Below are 16,954 nucleotides of genomic sequence, written 5' to 3' on the forward strand. Positions count from 1 at the left end.
GTGTACGAGTCGGTGCTAGCGTGACTTGTACTTAGTACGAGAAAGGGCGGAAGATGGACGACGTCATCCTCGTCGGCGGCGGAATCATGAGCGCGACATTGGGGACGCTGTTGCAACGACTGGAACCGACTTGGTCGATCCGAGTACTCGAGCGATTGCCTCGCGTGGCAGCGGAAGCATCTGACGGATGGAACAACGCCGGAACAGGTCATGCCGGTCTGTGCGAGACCAACTACACGACAGTGAGATCCGACGGTTCCGTCGACATCGATCGAGCCGTGGGGATCGCCGAGCAGTTCGCGACCACCCGGCGCTTCTGGTCGACGCTGCCTCAGGTGGACTTCGTGCACCCGGTGCCACACATGACGCTCGTACGAGGTGCCGAGAACGTCGAGTTTCTGCGCGCACGGCACAGTGCGTTGCGTGCGCACCCGCTGTTCGAGGCCATGGAATACACCGAAGACGCTGCGGTGCTTCGGCAATGGGCACCGCTCGTGGCAGAGGGCAGGACGGGGCAGTGGGCGGCGACCCGAGATGCGACGGGCACCGACGTCGACTTCGGCGCAGCGACGCGGCAGCTGTTCGACGCCATGTCGGTCGCAGGCGCGAGCGTCGAGACCGGCCGTGAAGTGCGAGGGTTGAGTCAGGATCGAGATGGGTCCTGGCGACTCGACGTGCGCGGCGGTCGGCCGGTGGAGCGTGCTCGCTTCGTGTTCGTCGGAGCCGGTGGCTGGGCTCTGAAGTTGCTGCGCCGAGCCGGAATTGCCGAAGCACGAGGCTACGGACTGTTGCCGATCAGCGGACAGTTCCTGCGCTGTGATCGACCCGAGCTGACCGATCGGCACGACGCCAAGGTGTACGGGACACCGCCGATCGGAGCTCCGCCGATGTCGGTGCCGCACCTGGACACTCGAATCGTCGACGGGCGGCGATCGGTCCTGTTCGGACCGTATGCCGGGGCGAACCCGAAGTTTCTGAAACACGGATCCCTGATGGACCTTCCGCGATCGATCAACCCGGACAACATCGGCTCGCTGCTGTCGATGGCCCGCAGCAACACTCCGTTGATCGGGTTGCTGCTCTCCGAGTTGACCGCGACGCGGAGCAAGAAGATCGCTGCGCTGCGTGAGTTTCTGCCGCGCGCCGATTCCGCGGACTGGTCCATCGCCGGCGCCGGTCAGCGCGCCCAAATCGTGAAGAACGGTGCACTGCAGTTCGGCACCGAAGTGGTTGCCTCGCAGGACGGTACGATCGCCGCCGTGCTCGGCGCGTCGCCCGGTGCGTCCACTGCCGTGCCCATCATGATCGAGCTGATGAATCGGTGCTTCCCGGAACGACAGTGGGACTCCCGCCTGAACGAGCTGCTCACCGGCTAGCCTGTGGCGGTGGGAGACGCAGAGGTGGGGTACCGACAGATCGCCGACGACACCTGGGCGTTCATGCGGCCACCCGGCAGTTGGGGACAGACCAACACCGGACTGATCGTGGCACCGGGTTCCGCGTCGATGCTGATCGACACCGTGTGGGATGTGAACTGGGCGCAGCGGGTAGTCGCCGACACCGCCGAACTGGTGGCCGACGCGCCGATCACCGAAGTACTCAACACCCACTCCGACGGTGATCACTGGTGGGGAAACAACACAGTCCCCGCCTCCGCTCGCATCACCACCAGCGCCGCGTCACTGCACGCGATGAAAGAGGAGACACCACCGAAAGGGGTGGACGCGTTCGCATCTCTCGGTGCGAAGATCGGCTGGGTGCCGGGACCGGTCGGTGCAATGGGCTCCTACATGAACCGAGTCCGCGGTGACGCCACCTTCCCCACGACCCTGCCGCGGCTGCCCGATCACACCTTCGAGACCACCGACACCATCGACGTGGCAGGACGGTCGGTCCATCTGCGCTACCTGGGCCCGGCACACACCGAAGGCGACCTCATCGCCCACCTCCCCGACGTCGGAGTGGTATTCGCCGGCGACCTGCTGTTCATCGACGCCACCCCGGTGCTCTGGCACGGTCCGCTGCAGAACTGGATCGACGCCCTCGACCACCTCCTCGAACTCGACGCCGCCGTCTACGTTCCCGGCCACGGACCCCTGTGCGGCACCGACGAGATCCGTGCCGTCCGTAACTACTGGACCTGGGTGTCCGAGGCCGGACGCAGCTGCTTCGACGCCGGACTCGACTCCACCGTGGCCGCCCGAAACCTGCTCAAATCGAGCGAATTCCGGCAATACGCACACTGGGACTCACCGGAACGACTCATCCTGAGCATGAGCACGCTCTTCCGCCTGTGGCGAGGCGAGAAGCCCGCGCCACCCACGCTGACGCGTCGAGCACGGGCGTTCGCAGACGCGGGGCGGTTTCTGCGAGAGCAGTAGGAGTGCTCACCGCGAGTGCAGATTCACTGCGAGCTGAAGTGCGCCGTCAACGATGCCGCCTGAGTGAAGATGTCGGATAAGTCGAATCGATCCGGGGAGGGCTCGAGTACGACGGTGGTCGCTCCCGCGTCGATCCATCGTTGGACATCGTTCGGGGCCGCATCGGTATCGAACCTGCACGACACATAGACGACCACGTCGTGGGCGGGTCCACCGTCGATGTGCTCGATGGCCGTTCGCACCTGATCCGGGGACGTCTCGCTAGTAAGGATGGTTCCCATGCTGTGACGGCCGCTCAGGGCGAGAGTCTTCGGCCCTGTCGCACCGACGAGCAGCGGCGGCGGTTGCAGCGGAGGCCAATTCAGCTGCACGTTGTCGAGCGAGACGTACCGGCCCTGCACGGTGACGCTCTCGCCCGCCAACAGTGCGGTGAGCGCTGTCATCTGCTCGCTCAGCAACGTCAGAGGCGACTGCGCTCGCGCCCCGATCTGACCCATCCACGACTGCACACCGTGTCCGAGCCCGACGCGGAGCCGCCCCGGGTGGACTCGGGCCACGGTGGCGATCTCCAGGGCTGTGGCTGCCACGTTCCGCATCGGAGTGGGTAGCACCCCGATGCCGACGTTCACACGTTCGGTACTCGCGAGAACCAATGCAGCAGTGGACAGTCCACCGGAGTAGAAGCAGTCTTCCCACAACCACACCTCGTCGACGCCTGCGCGGTCGGCCGCACGTGCCGCCTCGACAAGATCCTCCGGCGCAAGTTCGGGTCGGAGTACAACGCCGATTCGCGTCATGGCAGTCTTCCTTTCTTCTCAGCGAACGAGATACGGGGACACCGAGCTTCGGTGCTCGTCGATGTCGAGGTCCTTGCCCAGTGGCGGGAATGCGCGTTGCGGGCAGTTCGAGCGCTCGCACACCCGGCAGCCCGCTCCGATCGGCGTCGCCGCCGCCGAACCTTGCACGTCCAGACCGTCGGCGTACACCAGCCTTCCGGCGTGGCGCAGTTCGCAACCGAGGCCGATGGCAAAGGTCTTGCCGGGCTGACCGTACCGCGCGGCGCGTCGCTCCACCGTGCGCGCGATCCACAGGTAGCTGCGGCCGTCGGGCATCTCGGCGATCTGCGTCATGATCTTGCCCGGATAGGCGAACGTCTCGTACACATTCCACAGCGGGCACGTGCCACCGCTGGACGAGAAGTGAAAACCTGTGGCGGACTGACGCTTCGACATGTTCCCCGCGCGATCGACGCGCACGAACGAGAACGGCACACCCCGCAACTCGGGTCTCTGCAATGTAGAGAGCCGATGGCAGATGGTCTCGTAGCTGACCGAGAAGAAGGCCGAGAGCCGCTCGATGTCGTACCGGAAATCCTCGGCCACGTCGTGGAACTGGTGGTAAGGCAGCACCGTCGCGGCTGCGAAGTAGTTCGCGAAACCGAGCACCGCCAACTTCTTCGAGGACTCACTGGTGAAATTGCCCTCGTCGGCCATCTTCTTCAGCAGATCCCCGCATTCGAGATAGGCGAGTTCGGCGGCATACTTGAACACCTTCTGCCCGCCGGAGAGATGCGGTGAAATCTCCAGTACTCGCGTGTGCGGATCGAACCGGTGCAGCACGTTCTCGCCGAGGTCGATGCGATTGACGATCTGCACGTCGTGGACCGTCCGCAGCCGCTTGGCGATCTCGCCGCCGACGTCAGCGCGATGGAACCGGATTCTCGACGTCAGAGCCTCTGCCGCAGTGTCCAATTCGTGCAGATAATTCTGCCGCTGATAGAAGTAGTCGCGCACTTCTTCGTGCGGCTTGCTGATGGAGCCACTGCCACTGCCGTCGGAGAAACGCTCCTCGGTAGCGGCCAAGAGCTGAGCCGTCGTATTGCGGTATCGGCGGTGCATGTTGACCATCGCCCGTGCCAACTGCGGGTGCGAGCTGACCATCTGCGCGATCTCGTGCGCATCGGCGTCGATCCCCATGTCCTGATCGAGCGCCACCTCGCGAAGTTCGGCAACCAGCCTGGTGTCGTCCTCGGAAGAGAAGAACGACGTGTCGACGCCGAACACCTCGGAGATCCGCAGCAGTACCGGCACCGTCAGTGGACGCACGTCGTGCTCGATCTGGTTCAGATAACTGGCCGAGATTCCCAACTTCTGCGCCAGCGACACCTGACTCATGCTGCGTTCGCTGCGGAGCTGCCGAAGCCGCACGCCGACGAAGGTTTTGGACATATCGCCAGGCTACGCCTGCGAAGAATTGGCTTAACAGCATTGGCAACTAGCTGCTGGATCACAATTCGGTGTTGATCGGGAACATTAGCCGAGGTAAAGGCGTATACCGGTATACGAGCTATTCACCACGCACCACGAGGAGCGGTCATGTCCAACCGTCAACGCACAACCGAAATCGTCAGGGACGTCGTCGTATTCGTCACCGGAGCCGTACTCGTCGCATCCACCGTCTGGCTTCCCGTCCAGGGAGACCAGGAAGTCACCGGTGCCATCCTCGTGCTCGGCATCCTCGCTGCATCGACCGCGCTGTGGGCCATCGGATCGTCGTCGAGGCAAAGCCACTGGACCCACGTCGGACTCGGACTGCTGCTCGCGGCCTCGCCCGCACTGATGGTGTTCCCGTCCGGATTGCTGGCCGCGGACCTGTTCGCCATCGTCGGCGGACTCGTGATCGCTGCCATGGGCGCGCTCGGAGTGGTTGCGTCGCGTCGGACACCGATCACCTCTCGAGTGGTGGCGTCCAGCAACGAGCACACCGGCGTCCGCGTCTGAGTCTTCTCTGCAACGGGTGCTCCACTCCCGGTGACGTGCACGACGAATATCGTGCACGGCTACGGGAGTGGAGCATTGTATGCAGTCATCGCCTCGATTCCCGACGTCGCCGGATCACCGACGCAATCTCGCCGGCGATGACGTCCGGTGCGGCCAGCACGTCGAATGCCGAGTAGCGAAGCACCAACCAGCGATCGAGCACCAGAGCGTTCTGTCTGCGCCGATCCTTGCTGAATACCCCGGCTGCACTGTGGAATTCGCGTCCGTCCACTTCTATGATCGTTCGGCTGCGGCGGTCGACGAGGTCGCAGACGTACGGACCGACCGCCGCATTCATCTCCAGGTACAGCCCGATCCGGTGCAGCGCGCGTCCCAATGCCCGCTCCGGTTCCGAGGCGAATCTGGTCACTGCCAGCCGGACGTGGCGAGCTAAGTCTGCGTTGCCGCGTCGGCCCGGGAATCGCTCGAGCAGGCGGAGGAGCGATGTGGGGTCGAGTCCGAATTTCAGGCGTTCGTCGATCAGCAACTCGGCCTCGGCGCGGGGGAGTACCGCCAGGCAATCGAGAATCGTCTGTGCGGGCGTGGTGCATGGCAGGGTCTCGACCTCGTCGACAAGCCTGGAATCGAGTGCGCGACGGTGTAGCCGAAGCCATGGCGGTGGCCGCAACCTCGCCGAGTGAGGGACGGTGGCGTCGAGTGTCGATGGCTCGGTCGTCCAGCCACGCAGGTAGGCGGCCGACCGGTGACTGAGCACGGCGTCCGGTCGCCACAGCAAAACGGCCCGACACCGGTCCATCGTCGACGGTTCCCCGCGCATGTGGACCGTCGGCAGAACGCGGGTGAATCGCCGCGAGACGGTGCTGGGGAGGAGTCCGGAAGCGACAAGCTGCTGAAGGGTGACGGGGCCGGGAGTGGAGCCTGCGGAATGACCCCGGTGTTCGGGAGTGGAGCCCGCGGAATGACCCTGTTGTTCGGGAGTGGAGCCTGTGTCGGGTGTCATGGGTGCAGCGTGAGCGATGGTGCGTGCGCCCCAGGATGGCCGAGCTGGGGGAATGGAATGCCCTGTGGATAGCTGCGTGCCTGTGGATGAGTGCACGTTGCGCTCCACTCGCGGGGCGTTGGACGCGTGATCTCGGCGAACGTGACGGCGAGTGGAGCACCCCGTGCATGTTCACATCGTGGGATCGATGTAGTGTGATGTCAGTCACATAGGAGTCGGATTCTGACTCGATTCAGACGACCCCGTCAAACCGTACAAGCGTCCGGTAAAGAATTTTGTTCATTCCGTTCATCAACTGGGGATTCATCGCTACTGGCGAGTAACCACGCCGTCCGATCGGAGAGGTTTGCGTCGGCCGAAAATTTGCAACATTAGCAACGGTGCCCGTAAAGCTAGCCAAGATTGGCACTAACAACTGGTAGACGCATGTTTTCGGGTGTGCCATTGTTTTGGAGTACACCAGAAGGGCCTGGCAACGATGTGAAGATTCGTCTCGAGGCAGGCCGAGAAGCAGAAGAGACTGGAGCTGAAGATGTCGACCACCGGCACCCCGAAGACCATCGCCGAGATCCAGCAGGATTGGGACACCAACCCCCGCTGGAAGGGCGTCACCCGTAACTTCACCGCGCAGCAGGTCTCCGACCTCCAGGGCACCGTCGTCGAAGAGGCGACACTCGCTCGCCGCGGCAGCGAGATCCTGTGGGACCTCGTCAACAACGAGGACTACATCAACTCGCTCGGTGCCCTCACCGGCAACCAGGCCGTGCAGCAGATTCGCGCCGGCCTGCAGGCGATCTACCTCTCCGGCTGGCAGGTCGCAGGCGATGCCAACCTCTCGGGCCACACCTACCCGGACCAGAGCCTCTACCCGGCCAACTCGGTGCCGTCGGTCGTCCGTCGCATCAACAATGCACTCCTGCGCGCCGACGAGATCGCCAAGATCGAGGGCGACACGTCCGTCAAGAACTGGGTCGCACCGATCGTTGCCGACGCCGAAGCCGGCTTCGGTGGCGCACTGAACGCCTACGAGCTGCAGAAGGCCATGATCGTGGCCGGCGCCGCAGGCGTGCACTGGGAGGACCAGCTCGCATCGGAGAAGAAGTGCGGCCACCTCGGCGGCAAGGTTCTGATCCCCACCCAGCAGCACATCCGCACCCTCACCTCGGCACGCCTCGCGTCCGACGTCGCCGACGTCCCGTCGGTCATCATCGCCCGCACCGACGCCGAGGCAGCCACGCTGATCACCTCCGACGTCGACGAGCGTGACCGCGAGTTCCTCGACGGAACCCGCACCGCAGAAGGATTCTTCGGCGTCAAGAACGGCATCGAGCCCTGCATCGCCCGTGCGAAGGCCTACGCCCCGTACGCCGACCTCATCTGGATGGAGACCGGCGTGCCGGATCTCGAGGTCGCCAAGAAGTTCTCCGAGTCGGTTCGCAGCGAGTTCCCGGACCAGCTGCTCGCCTACAACTGCTCGCCTTCGTTCAACTGGAAGGCGCACCTGGACGACGCGACCATCGCCAAGTTCCAGAAGGAACTCGGAGCCATGGGCTTCAAGTTCCAGTTCATCACCCTCGCAGGCTTCCACTCGCTCAACTACGGCATGTTCGACCTGGCGCACGGCTACGCCCGCGAAGGCATGACCGCGTTCGTCGACCTGCAGGAGCGCGAGTTCAAGGCTGCCGAAGAGCGCGGCTTCACCGCCATCAAGCACCAGCGTGAGGTTGGCGCCGGCTACTTCGACCGCATCGCCACCACCGTCGACCCCAACACCTCGACGGCTGCACTGAAGGGCTCCACCGAAGAAGGCCAGTTCCACTAAGCTGGCCCGCCTCTCCTCATCTTCAGCGCACTAGTCAGGCGGTCCGCAACTTTCGTTGCGGGCCGCCTGTTCTGTACAACGAAGGTCTTGGGCGTACCCGGCAAGAGTTACCCCCATCTCACCGGAGATGTTGTAGCGCAACGTTTGTTGAAGGAGTGTCACTGTGACGGTCGAGAGGGTGGGGATCGTCGGAGCCGGGCAGATGGGCGCGGGTATCGCGGAGGTCTGCGCCCGCGCGCACGTGGACGTGTTGGTCTACGAACAGACTCGTGAGCTGACGAGCGCCGGTCGCACCCGCATCCTCAGGTCCCTCGACCGCGGAGTGAGCAGCGGCAAGATCACCGAACGCGAGCGAGAGCACGCTGCGGCCAGGCTGCGATTCACCTCCGACCTCGCCGACTTCGGCGATCGCCAACTCGTCGTCGAAGCAGTACTCGAAGACGAGAAGACCAAGGCCGACATCTTCGCCGAACTCGACTCGGTGGTGACCGACCCCGACGCCGTCATCGCCTCGAACACTTCCTCCATTCCCATCGTGAGCCTGGGAGCCGCAACGACGGCACCCGGCCGCGTCGTGGGTCTGCACTTCTTCAACCCGGTCCCGGTACTGCCACTCGTCGAGCTGGTCACCACCGACCTGACCTCACCGGCAGTGGCAGACCGTGCCGAGCGATTCGCAGGCGATGTTCTCGGCAAGCAGGTCGTGCGCTCAGCAGATCGCTCGGGCTTCGTCGTCAACGCGTTGCTCGTGCCGTATCTGCTCTCTGCGATTCGCATGGTCGAGTCCGGATTCGCCACCAAGGAAGACGTCGACAAGGCGACGGTGCTGGGTCTGGCGCACCCCATGGGACCGCTCGCGCTCGCCGACCTCGTCGGCCTCGACACAATCAAAGCCATTGCCGATTCCATGTATTCGGAGTTCGAGGAACCTCTCTTCCTGGCACCGCCGCTGCTGCTGCGTATGGTCGAATCAGGGCGCGTGGGCAAGAAAGCCGGAGCCGGGTTCTACCGCTACGAGAACGGCCGGATCGCAAAGTAGACACCGCCGCGGGCGGGTTGCCCCGCGACGGTGACCGGAGCGCTATTGTCGGTTTGCGAACGCAGTCACTTCGATCACAGGAGCGTGTCAGTGAGCAAGTCCACGAAGTCGAACGGTGTGGTTCCCAAGGCATTCGGGATCGGGTTGGCCGCCACCGGCGCCGCCCACTTCGTGGTGCCGGAGGCGTTCGAGGGAATCACCAAGCTCCCGTTCCCCAAGGACACTCGAACCTGGATCAGTCGTAACGGAGCCACCGAACTTGCCGTCGGTGCGGCGATCGCCTACCCCAAGACCCGCAAGATCGGACTGATCGGTTTGGGCGCGTACGTGCTGTGGCTCGGCGGGAACATCGCCAAGAACAGCTGACGTTACTGTTGCGAACGACTCGTTTGGAACAGGAATAGCCTGGTCGAGGCGGTAGGTGCCTTGCGTTTGCACTGATGCGTAGGTAGCAATGTAGTTATGACTTCAGCTACCGCATACCAGGCCACCGCTCCGGACGCCCCGCTCGAGAAGGCGACGATCGAGCGACGCGCCGTCGGACCGAACGACATCCTCATCGACGTCAAGTTCGCCGGCATCTGCCACTCCGACATTCACACTGCCCGTAACGAGTGGGGCGGCACCACGTACCCCGTCGTCCCCGGGCACGAGATCGCAGGCATCGTGGCCGAGGTCGGCTCCGAGGTGACCAGCCGCAAGGTGGGCGACCGCGTCGGCGTCGGCTGCTTCGTGGACTCCTGTGGCGAGTGCGAGGCGTGCAAGGACGGCGACGAGCAGTACTGCACCAAGGGCGTCGTCCAGACGTACAACTCGAAGACCTACGAGGGCGAGTTCACCAACGGTGGTTACTCCACCCAGATCGTCGTGACGGAGAAGTTCGTTCTCGGCATCCCGGAAGGCGTCGAGCTCGACGTCGCCGCACCGCTGCTGTGCGCGGGCATCACCCTCTACTCGCCGCTCAAGCACTGGGGAGCAGGACCGGGCAAGAAGGTTGCCATCATCGGCATGGGCGGCCTGGGCCACGTCGGCGTCAAGATCGCCCATGCAATGGGCGCGCACGTCACCGTGCTGAGCCAGACGGACGCCAAGGAAGCCGACGGCAAGGCCTACGGTGCCGACGAGTACTACGCCACCAAGGACACCACCGCCCTCAAGGATCTGCAGGGCAAGTTCGACCTGATCCTCAACACGGTCTCCGCGAACCTGCCGATGGGCAAGTACCTCGGACTGCTCGCCCGCAACGGCACCCTCGTGGAGCTGGGCGTTCCCGAAAAGCCCCTCGAGGTACCGGCATTCAACCTGCTGGCCAACCGTCGCTCGTTCGCAGGATCCATGGTCGGCGGCATCGCCGAGACCCAGGAAATGCTGGACTTCTGCGCCGAGCACCACATCGGTGCCGAGATCGAGGTCATCCCGGCCGAGAAGATCAACGAGGCCTACGACCGCGTCGTCAAGTCCGACGTGCGCTACCGCTTCGTGATCGACGCAGCCACGCTGTAAATCTCCACCCAGCTGTTTCAGGGCCCGCGACGAACGTTCGTCGCGGGCCCTTTCTCAGCTCTCAGCCAGTCGCTTCTTCTCGTGCTCGACGTCGAAATCTGCTGTGGGCCAATCGAGATCGAGCTTCTCCAGGGCGTCGATCAGGATCTCGGTGACCGCAAGTCTGCTGTACCACTTGCGGTCGGCCGGAACGACGTACCACGGTGCGTGATCGGTATCCGTACGATCGAGCACCCGCTGATACGCCGCCCGGTACTGCGGTAGGAAGCCACGTTCGGTGACGTCGCCCGGGTTGTACTTCCAGTGCTTCTCGGGTCGATCGAGCCGCTCCTGCAATCGCTTCTTCTGTTCGTCGGCCGAAACGAACAAGGCCACCTTGACGATAACCGTGTCCTCGTCGACCAATTCCTTCTCGAAGGCGTTGATCTCGTCGAATCGCTTCTCCCACACCTGCCGCGGCACGAGGTCGTGGACCGCGACGACGAGAACGTCCTCGTAGTGGGACCGATCGAACACCCCGATTCGGCCTGCCCGCGGAAGGGCTGTGCGGATGCGCCACAGGTAGTGGTGTTGCTTCTCTTCCTGAGTCGGCACCCCGAACGAGGCGAGGTCGACGCCCTGCGGATCGACCATCCCGATGACGTGCTTGACCATGCCGCCCTTGCCTGCGGTGTCCATGCCCTGCAGCACCAGCAGAACCGACTTGGTGCCGCCTGCGCGCCCGTGGGCATAGAGCTTTTCCTGGAGCGCCGCGAGTACTGCACCGCGCTGCTCCAGGACGTCGTTGCCGTGTGCTTTCGCGCCGTCGAAACCCGGAGTTGCCGTGAAATCGATGTCCTCCACACGGGGAGAGGCGCTGGCGCGCAGCACATCGACGGGAGAGAGCGTCCACAGTTTCGACTTGTCGGCCATAGGCGGAAGACTACTTCTCTACGATGGAACGCATGGCCCCTACGATCGCAAAAGCTGAATCCGCAACGCGTGAGCAGCTACTCGAGTTCGTCTCTCCGCGGCACCACCACACGTTGATCACCCGCAAGCGCGACGACGGTCTGCAGGTCTCCCCGGTGTCCGCCGGGGTGGACTCGGAAGGCCGCATCGTCATCGCCACCTACCCCGAGCGTGCGAAAGTGCTGAACATTCGCCGCAATTCGGCCGTCACGGTGTTGGTACACAGTGACGACTGGAACGGCGACTACGTCCAGGTCGACGGTACGGCCGAGATCATCGATCTTCCCGATGCCGTCGAGCCTCTGGTGGAGTACTTCCGCAGCATCGCCGGCGAGCACTCGGATTGGGACGAGTACCGCGCGGCGATGGTGAAGCAGGGAAAGTCGTTGATACGCATCGTGATCGACACCTGGGGGCCGATCGCCGCGGGTGGCTTTCCCCCGGGAAGAGTGTGACCAGCCCCCCGGGGAGGGTGTGATCTAGCCCTTCAGCGGTGCCGCGAACAGTGGCACGGCGTTCTCCAGCGCGTATCGGGTGCCTGCGACCGAGGCGGCCGAGAATGCGTTGGACAGGTTGGTATCACCCAGCACCACGAGGCGTCCGTCGCGTGCCGACGGCAGGCCCTGAATCGACGGGTTCTCGGTGATCACCTCGGGTCCGGTGCCGATGGGGAACATGACCGTGAGGTCGGCGTCGAGCGCGGAGATGTTCTCCTCGGAGAGTTCGATGTTGAACGCTCCCGGCTCGGCCAGGGTCTGGATGGCCGGGGTGTTGGTCAGGCCGAGTGATTCGAGAAAGTCGACGCGGGTGTCGCCGCGGACGTAGGCACCGACCTGTCCGCTGTAGAGCGTGCCGACGGCGACCGTTTTGTCGGCGAATTCGGGGTTGTCGGTGACGGCATCGGCGAGCAGCGCTTCGGTGTCGTCGACGAGCTTGTTGCCCTCGTCGACCTTGCCGAGTGCCTGCGCGACGATCTCGGTCTGGCCGTCCCAGGTGGTGCCGTAGGCGATGTCGGTTCCCGGCGGTGCCGCGACCGTGGGCGCGATCTCGGACAAGTCGTCGTAGACGGCCTTGTCGTTGGTGCTGCGAGTCCAGAGGATCAGATCCGGTGCCAGCGCCGCGATCGATTCCATGTCGACGTCGAAGGTGCCGAGGATGGTGGGGTCGGTGTCGTAGGTCTCGTCGACCCACGGGCCGAGCCCGTTTCCGCCGACGGCGAGCCAGTCACTCGCTCCGACGGGCTGCACACCGAGTGCCAGTGCGGTTTCGGCGTCCGACCAACCCAGCGCAACCACTCGCTGCGGATTCGCAGGTACCTCGACGTCGCCGAACATGTCGGTCACGACGACGCCGCCGGACTCGGCCGGATCGGAACTGTCGCCATCGGAGCTGCATGCGGTCAAGGCGAGGGCGAGGGCGAGGGCTGCCGCAGGCAGAGCCAACGAACGAGAAATGCGCATAGGGCACGCTAACCTATCAAGCGCTGAAATGCTCCACGATCTTCGCGCAGAAGGCCGGCAGGTCGTCCGGATTGCGGCTCGACACCAGGTTGCCGTCGACGACCACTTCCTCGTCGACGACGGTTCCTCCCGCGTTTCGAATGTCGGTTCGGATGCTGGGGTAGGACGTCAACGTCCGGCCCTTCAGAACGTCGGCCTCGACGAGGGTCCAGGCACCGTGGCAGATCACGCCGACGGGCTTGCGGGCCTGCACGAATGCGCGGACGAACTCCACTGCGTCCGCGTCTACGCGCAGTTGATCGGGGTTGGTGGTTCCGCCGGGCAGGATCAGTGCGTCGAAGTCGTCCGCGGAGACCTCGGCGACGACGCGGTCCACCGTGAAGGTGTCGGCGGCATTGACGTCGCTCTCCATCGCTTGGATGTCGCCATGGTCGAGTGCTACCAATGTGACTGTGGCTCCGGCATTTTCGACGGCCTCGCGGGGCTGAACCAGTTCGACTTGCTCGACGCCGTCCGTAGCGAGAATGGCGATGCGGCGTCCGGTCAAGGTTTCGGTAGTCATACCTGTTCGAATGTCCGACCGGGACCGATCCCAAACTGACGAGCGCTACGGCTTGTTCGGCTCGTCGTCGACCAGAGGATGCGGCTGCGATTTGAACTTCGCGGGGGAGCCGTCGGCCATGGCGACCCCGTGGATTCCGCCCCACATCATCATGCAGAGGTAGTCGATCAGATCTTCGGCGGACATCGACTTGTTGGAGATCCACCAGTGCGTGGCCAACTGAACCGCACCGACGATGGCGAAGGCCCACGGCACCGAACCGCCGGAATCCATCTCGCGTTGCCGTAGGCGTTCGCCCAGCACCGTGGAGAGCAACTCGGCGATCATTCGCTCGGACTCGGCGACGACGTCGCGGTTGTTGCCGGCGTTGTTCGCCATGACGTACAGGTACACCTCGGGATCGGTGGCCACCGTCTCGACGTAGGCGGTCACGACGATGCGAGTGAGCTCGTACTCGTCGAGTTCGTGCGCGATCGCCGAGTAGATGCGAGGTGCGAGAGTGGTCTCGACGTACCGAGACATGGTTGCGCTCGTCAGATCGTTCTTGTCGGTGAAGTAGCGGTAGAGCACCGTCTTGGAGATACCGATCTCCGACGCGATCTCGTCCATCCCGATCTCGCGGCCTCGTAACCGGATCGCGGCCAACGTGCCGTCGACGAGCTCTTCGCGGCGGGCGATCTTGTGCTCACGCCACCGACGTTTGCGACCGTCCGGCTTCTCGGTCTTGGGTTGGTCTTCGGTCGGCTCGGACTCGTCCAGCTTTGCCCCCGTCGTATTTCTCGCCACAACCCCACCCTATGCGCCTTGTCCGACACCATTGCAGGCTGCGTCCGGTTGATCCGCCGTATTTCTGGGCACAATGTCGGTTGTGCAGCTCATGAACTTCGACGACGACACCAAACGCCGAGACCTCCGCAAGATGAAAACGGTCGCGACCGGGTTTCTCGTATTCGCATCGATCGTCTACCTGTTCTGCCGGTGGCAGGAGTCGACGGGCGCAGGTGCCTGGGTGGGTTACGTCCGAGCGGCGTCGGAGGCAGGCATGGTCGGCGCGCTCGCCGACTGGTTCGCGGTGACGGCACTGTTCAAGCACCCGCTGGGTATCCCGATTCCGCACACGGCCCTGATCAAGAAGAAGAAAGATCAGCTGGGCGCGAGCCTGAGTTCGTTCGTCGGCAGCAACTTCCTCGCGCCCGAGGTGGTGTCCGAGAAGGTCGCGTCGGCGCAGGTTCCGTTGCGGTTGGGTACCTGGCTCGCCCAGCCCGACAACGCCGAACGCGTCGCGGCCGAGGCGGCGACCGTGCTGCACGGCGTCGTCGACGTCCTCAACGACGAGGACATCACCGCCGTCATCGACAGCACCATCGTGCGTCGCCTCGCCGATCCGCAGTGGGGTCCGCCGATCGGCCGCATCCTCGACGAACTACTCCGCGAGAACCGTCAGCTGCCGTTGATCGACATGCTCGCCGAGCGCGCTCACCAGTGGGCGCTCGGCAGCCAGGAGATGATCGATCGCGTAGTCGCGCGGGATTCCCCGAACTGGTCGCCGAAGTTCGTCGACACTCTGTTGGGGGAGAAGGTCTACAAGGAACTCGTCGAGTTCACCTGGAAGATTCGCTCCAACCCCGAGCACGACGTGCGTCAGGCCGCGAACAAGTTCCTCGTCGACTACGCCAACGACCTGCAGCACGACCCGGTGACCATCGAGAAGGCCGAGAAGCTCAAGGCGCAGATCATGGGACGCGAGGAGATCACCGGCCTCGCTGCGGCGACGTGGAAGGTGGCCAAGCGCCTGATCACCGAGTCGGTGGACGATCCGACGAGCACGCTGCGCACCAAGATCAAGGAGAACACCGCCAACCTCGGCGTCCGTCTGCGCGACGACGAGGATCTGCGCGGCAAGGTCGACGGGTGGCTCCTCGGTGGGGCGAGCTACATCGCCGCGAACTACGCAGACGAGATCACCACGATCATCGGCGACACAGTCGCCCGCTGGGATGCCGAGGAAGCGAGCAAGAAGATCGAACTGCAGGTGGGACGCGATCTGCAGTTCATCCGCATCAACGGAACCGTCGTCGGTTCCATCGCCGGTCTGGCGATCTACACGATCTCGGATCTGATCTTCGGACACTAGTGCTAGCAAAGTGCTTGCAATAGTTAGCACCCTTCGGTACCGTCCAGTAGGACACCGAAAACAGGAGGCCGAGATGGCCGATGACGAGGGGGATCTGGTCGCCAAGGCGACCGAGGCGACGCAGGTCGTCGCCGAGGCGGGGGATCTTGTTGCCGCAGTCGTCACGACTGCAGCGCAGGACATCGGCAGCTACATCCGGTCGCAACGGGAAGCCGCACAGGTATCGATGCGGCAACTCGCCAGCCGGGCCGGAGTGAGCAACCCCTACCTCAGCCAGATCGAACGCGGACTGCGCAACCCGTCCGCAGAAGTACTAGCGCAGATAGCCAAGGGTCTGCGCGTCTCCTCGGAGGTGCTGTACGTCCGGGCCGGGATCTTGGAAGCGCGTCCCCACGGTCCGGTGCGCGAAGCTCTGCTCGGCGATGAGCACATCACCGAACGGCAGAAGCAAGTGCTGATCGAGATCTACGACTCGTTCTGTCGTGAGAACGAGTCGACGCAGGAGCCCGAACCCGACGAACAGGAGACACCCGATGTCTGATTCCAAGAACTTCGAGAACGTCAAGACCCCCATCTTCGCAGCCGTCGGTGCAGGCGACGCCGTCGTCCAGGCAGTAGCGGACGTCGTCGCTCAGGTGCGTTCGCGCGCCGAAAGCCGCACCAGCGAGGTCAACGCGCGCATCGCCGACATCTCCGAGGACGTCACCGAAGGCGTCGAGAGCCTGCGTGAACGGCTGGCGAACCTGCCCGCAGAGCTTCCCGACGAGATCGCCGAACTCCGCGAGCGCTTCACCCCCGAAGAGCTCCGCAAGGTTGCCGAGGCATACCTCAAGGTCGCCTCCGACCTCTACACCTCGCTCGCCGAGCGCGGCGAAGAGACCGTCGAGCGCATCCGCCGCACCCCGGCCGTCGAAGAAGGCCTCGAGCGCGCCAACTCCGCCGCCAACGACGTCGTCGACCTCACCGAGCAGGCTCTCGGAACCGTCGCCTCGCAGACCCGTGCAGTCGGCGAGCGCGCCGCAGCTCTGGCCGGCCTCGCGTCGGACAAGGTTCGTGAAGGTGCCGAGGAAATCTCCGAGGCAGCCGACGAGCTCGCCGAGAACATCGACGAAGCAGGCGACGAGGCCAAGGACAAGGCCATCGAGGCTTCCGACAAGGTGAGCGGCGTGGCAGGCACGGTCGAGGCCAAGACCCGCAGCAACGCGAACTCGCCGATCAAGAAGACGCCTGCCCCGGCCAAGAAGACGGCACCGGCACCGGCTGCCAAGAAGACCGCACCGGCTCCGGCCAAGAAGGCTCCGGCGAAGAAGACCACTCGCTAA

At 64.2% G+C, this 16,954-nt stretch carries 18 protein-coding genes; 11 read left to right on the plus strand and 7 right to left on the minus strand.

What is annotated here, in order from left to right:
• The first annotated feature begins 53 nt into the window (after positions 1 to 53).
• Positions 54 to 1,376: a malate dehydrogenase (quinone) gene (mqo, locus tag R4P57_RS08255; RefSeq protein ID WP_317802380.1), complete on the plus strand. Its 1,323-nt coding sequence runs from the start codon at positions 54 to 56 to the stop codon at positions 1,374 to 1,376.
• Between the two features lie 9 nt (positions 1,377 to 1,385).
• Complete coding sequence (locus R4P57_RS08260; RefSeq protein ID WP_317802381.1) at positions 1,386 to 2,381, plus strand: MBL fold metallo-hydrolase; 996 nt, start codon at positions 1,386 to 1,388, stop codon at positions 2,379 to 2,381.
• A gap of 23 nt (positions 2,382 to 2,404) precedes the next feature.
• Here R4P57_RS08260 and R4P57_RS08265 read toward each other — a convergent pair whose 3' ends face one another.
• Positions 2,405 to 3,178 carry an LLM class flavin-dependent oxidoreductase gene (locus tag R4P57_RS08265; RefSeq protein WP_317802382.1) on the minus strand — a complete coding sequence of 258 codons (774 nt, stop codon included), beginning with the start codon at positions 3,176 to 3,178 and terminating at the stop codon, positions 2,405 to 2,407.
• A gap of 18 nt (positions 3,179 to 3,196) precedes the next feature.
• On the minus strand, positions 3,197 to 4,609 hold the full coding sequence (ramB, locus tag R4P57_RS08270; RefSeq protein WP_317802383.1) for an acetate metabolism transcriptional regulator RamB: 1,413 nt from the start codon (positions 4,607 to 4,609) through the stop codon (positions 3,197 to 3,199).
• A gap of 147 nt (positions 4,610 to 4,756) precedes the next feature.
• On the opposite strand from ramB, the gene R4P57_RS08275 reads away from it, so the two are divergent.
• Positions 4,757 to 5,161, plus strand: coding sequence for a hypothetical protein (locus R4P57_RS08275; RefSeq protein WP_317802384.1), 405 nt, complete (start codon positions 4,757 to 4,759; stop codon positions 5,159 to 5,161).
• 85 nt (positions 5,162 to 5,246) lie between these two features.
• Here R4P57_RS08275 and R4P57_RS08280 read toward each other — a convergent pair whose 3' ends face one another.
• Positions 5,247 to 6,161 carry a DUF559 domain-containing protein gene (locus R4P57_RS08280; RefSeq protein WP_317802385.1) on the minus strand — a complete coding sequence of 305 codons (915 nt, stop codon included), beginning with the start codon at positions 6,159 to 6,161 and terminating at the stop codon, positions 5,247 to 5,249.
• Positions 6,162 to 6,693: 532 nt separating this feature from the next.
• Between R4P57_RS08280 and aceA the strand changes: the two genes are divergently transcribed.
• From aceA to R4P57_RS08300, 4 genes are all read left to right on the plus strand, one after another.
• Positions 6,694 to 7,983 (plus strand): isocitrate lyase, encoded by a 1,290-nt coding sequence (gene aceA / locus R4P57_RS08285; protein WP_037186862.1) that lies wholly within the window; start codon positions 6,694 to 6,696, stop codon positions 7,981 to 7,983.
• A 163-nt stretch (positions 7,984 to 8,146) separates the two neighbouring features.
• Positions 8,147 to 9,022: a 3-hydroxybutyryl-CoA dehydrogenase gene (locus R4P57_RS08290; protein WP_317802386.1), complete on the plus strand. Its 876-nt coding sequence runs from the start codon at positions 8,147 to 8,149 to the stop codon at positions 9,020 to 9,022.
• Between the two features lie 90 nt (positions 9,023 to 9,112).
• Positions 9,113 to 9,388 carry a hypothetical protein gene (locus tag R4P57_RS08295; protein ID WP_317802387.1) on the plus strand — a complete coding sequence of 92 codons (276 nt, stop codon included), beginning with the start codon at positions 9,113 to 9,115 and terminating at the stop codon, positions 9,386 to 9,388.
• A gap of 96 nt (positions 9,389 to 9,484) precedes the next feature.
• Positions 9,485 to 10,525, plus strand: coding sequence for an NAD(P)-dependent alcohol dehydrogenase (locus R4P57_RS08300; RefSeq protein WP_317802388.1), 1,041 nt, complete (start codon positions 9,485 to 9,487; stop codon positions 10,523 to 10,525).
• Between the two features lie 54 nt (positions 10,526 to 10,579).
• On the opposite strand, the gene R4P57_RS08305 is transcribed toward R4P57_RS08300, so the two are convergent.
• Complete coding sequence (locus tag R4P57_RS08305; protein WP_317802389.1) at positions 10,580 to 11,437, minus strand: polyphosphate kinase 2 family protein; 858 nt, start codon at positions 11,435 to 11,437, stop codon at positions 10,580 to 10,582.
• Between the two features lie 32 nt (positions 11,438 to 11,469).
• Here R4P57_RS08305 and R4P57_RS08310 point away from each other — a divergent pair, with 32 nt between their 5' ends.
• Complete coding sequence (locus tag R4P57_RS08310; RefSeq protein ID WP_032380785.1) at positions 11,470 to 11,931, plus strand: PPOX class F420-dependent oxidoreductase; 462 nt, start codon at positions 11,470 to 11,472, stop codon at positions 11,929 to 11,931.
• Positions 11,932 to 11,955: 24 nt separating this feature from the next.
• On the opposite strand, the gene R4P57_RS08315 is transcribed toward R4P57_RS08310, so the two are convergent.
• Genes R4P57_RS08315 through R4P57_RS08325 form a run of 3 tightly spaced genes read right to left on the minus strand, consistent with a single transcriptional unit; the run spans position 11,956 to position 14,284 of the window.
• A complete protein-coding gene (locus R4P57_RS08315; protein WP_317802390.1) occupies positions 11,956 to 12,936 on the minus strand; it encodes an iron-siderophore ABC transporter substrate-binding protein in 981 nt (326 codons plus the stop codon).
• A gap of 16 nt (positions 12,937 to 12,952) precedes the next feature.
• Entirely contained in the window at positions 12,953 to 13,498 is a 546-nt protein-coding gene (locus R4P57_RS08320) for a type 1 glutamine amidotransferase domain-containing protein (RefSeq protein ID WP_317802391.1), read from the minus strand.
• A 45-nt stretch (positions 13,499 to 13,543) separates the two neighbouring features.
• A complete protein-coding gene (locus R4P57_RS08325; protein WP_411742329.1) occupies positions 13,544 to 14,284 on the minus strand; it encodes a TetR/AcrR family transcriptional regulator in 741 nt (246 codons plus the stop codon).
• Positions 14,285 to 14,357: 73 nt separating this feature from the next.
• Here R4P57_RS08325 and R4P57_RS08330 point away from each other — a divergent pair, with 73 nt between their 5' ends.
• The 3 genes from R4P57_RS08330 (at position 14,358) to R4P57_RS08340 (ending at position 16,954) form a co-directional block, all read left to right on the plus strand.
• Positions 14,358 to 15,632, plus strand: coding sequence for a DUF445 domain-containing protein (locus R4P57_RS08330; RefSeq protein WP_317802392.1), 1,275 nt, complete (start codon positions 14,358 to 14,360; stop codon positions 15,630 to 15,632).
• 73 nt (positions 15,633 to 15,705) lie between these two features.
• Positions 15,706 to 16,173 carry a helix-turn-helix domain-containing protein gene (locus R4P57_RS08335; RefSeq protein WP_052047273.1) on the plus strand — a complete coding sequence of 156 codons (468 nt, stop codon included), beginning with the start codon at positions 15,706 to 15,708 and terminating at the stop codon, positions 16,171 to 16,173.
• Positions 16,166 to 16,954, plus strand: a complete 789-nt coding sequence (locus tag R4P57_RS08340) for a heparin-binding hemagglutinin (protein WP_317802393.1) — start codon at positions 16,166 to 16,168, stop codon at positions 16,952 to 16,954. Before R4P57_RS08335 ends, R4P57_RS08340 begins: the two co-directional genes overlap by 8 nt.

Source organism: Rhodococcus sp. IEGM 1330, from assembly GCF_033142445.1.
GTDB lineage: Bacteria > Actinomycetota > Actinomycetes > Mycobacteriales > Mycobacteriaceae > Rhodococcoides.

Coding starts and splice junctions, on each gene's coding strand:
- mqo (WP_317802380.1), top strand. CDS start 54: ATGGACGACGTCATCCTCGTCGGCGGCGGAATCATGAGCGCGACATTG.
- R4P57_RS08265 (WP_317802382.1), bottom strand. CDS start 3,178: ATGACGCGAATCGGCGTTGTACTCCGACCCGAACTTGCGCCGGAGGAT.
- ramB (WP_317802383.1), bottom strand. CDS start 4,609: ATGTCCAAAACCTTCGTCGGCGTGCGGCTTCGGCAGCTCCGCAGCGAA.
- R4P57_RS08275 (WP_317802384.1), top strand. CDS start 4,757: ATGTCCAACCGTCAACGCACAACCGAAATCGTCAGGGACGTCGTCGTA.
- R4P57_RS08280 (WP_317802385.1), bottom strand. CDS start 6,161: ATGACACCCGACACAGGCTCCACTCCCGAACAACAGGGTCATTCCGCG.
- aceA (WP_037186862.1), top strand. CDS start 6,694: ATGTCGACCACCGGCACCCCGAAGACCATCGCCGAGATCCAGCAGGAT.
- R4P57_RS08300 (WP_317802388.1), top strand. CDS start 9,485: ATGACTTCAGCTACCGCATACCAGGCCACCGCTCCGGACGCCCCGCTC.
- R4P57_RS08305 (WP_317802389.1), bottom strand. CDS start 11,437: ATGGCCGACAAGTCGAAACTGTGGACGCTCTCTCCCGTCGATGTGCTG.
- R4P57_RS08310 (WP_032380785.1), top strand. CDS start 11,470: ATGGCCCCTACGATCGCAAAAGCTGAATCCGCAACGCGTGAGCAGCTA.
- R4P57_RS08315 (WP_317802390.1), bottom strand. CDS start 12,936: ATGCGCATTTCTCGTTCGTTGGCTCTGCCTGCGGCAGCCCTCGCCCTC.
- R4P57_RS08320 (WP_317802391.1), bottom strand. CDS start 13,498: ATGACTACCGAAACCTTGACCGGACGCCGCATCGCCATTCTCGCTACG.
- R4P57_RS08330 (WP_317802392.1), top strand. CDS start 14,358: ATGTCGGTTGTGCAGCTCATGAACTTCGACGACGACACCAAACGCCGA.
- R4P57_RS08335 (WP_052047273.1), top strand. CDS start 15,706: ATGGCCGATGACGAGGGGGATCTGGTCGCCAAGGCGACCGAGGCGACG.
- R4P57_RS08340 (WP_317802393.1), top strand. CDS start 16,166: ATGTCTGATTCCAAGAACTTCGAGAACGTCAAGACCCCCATCTTCGCA.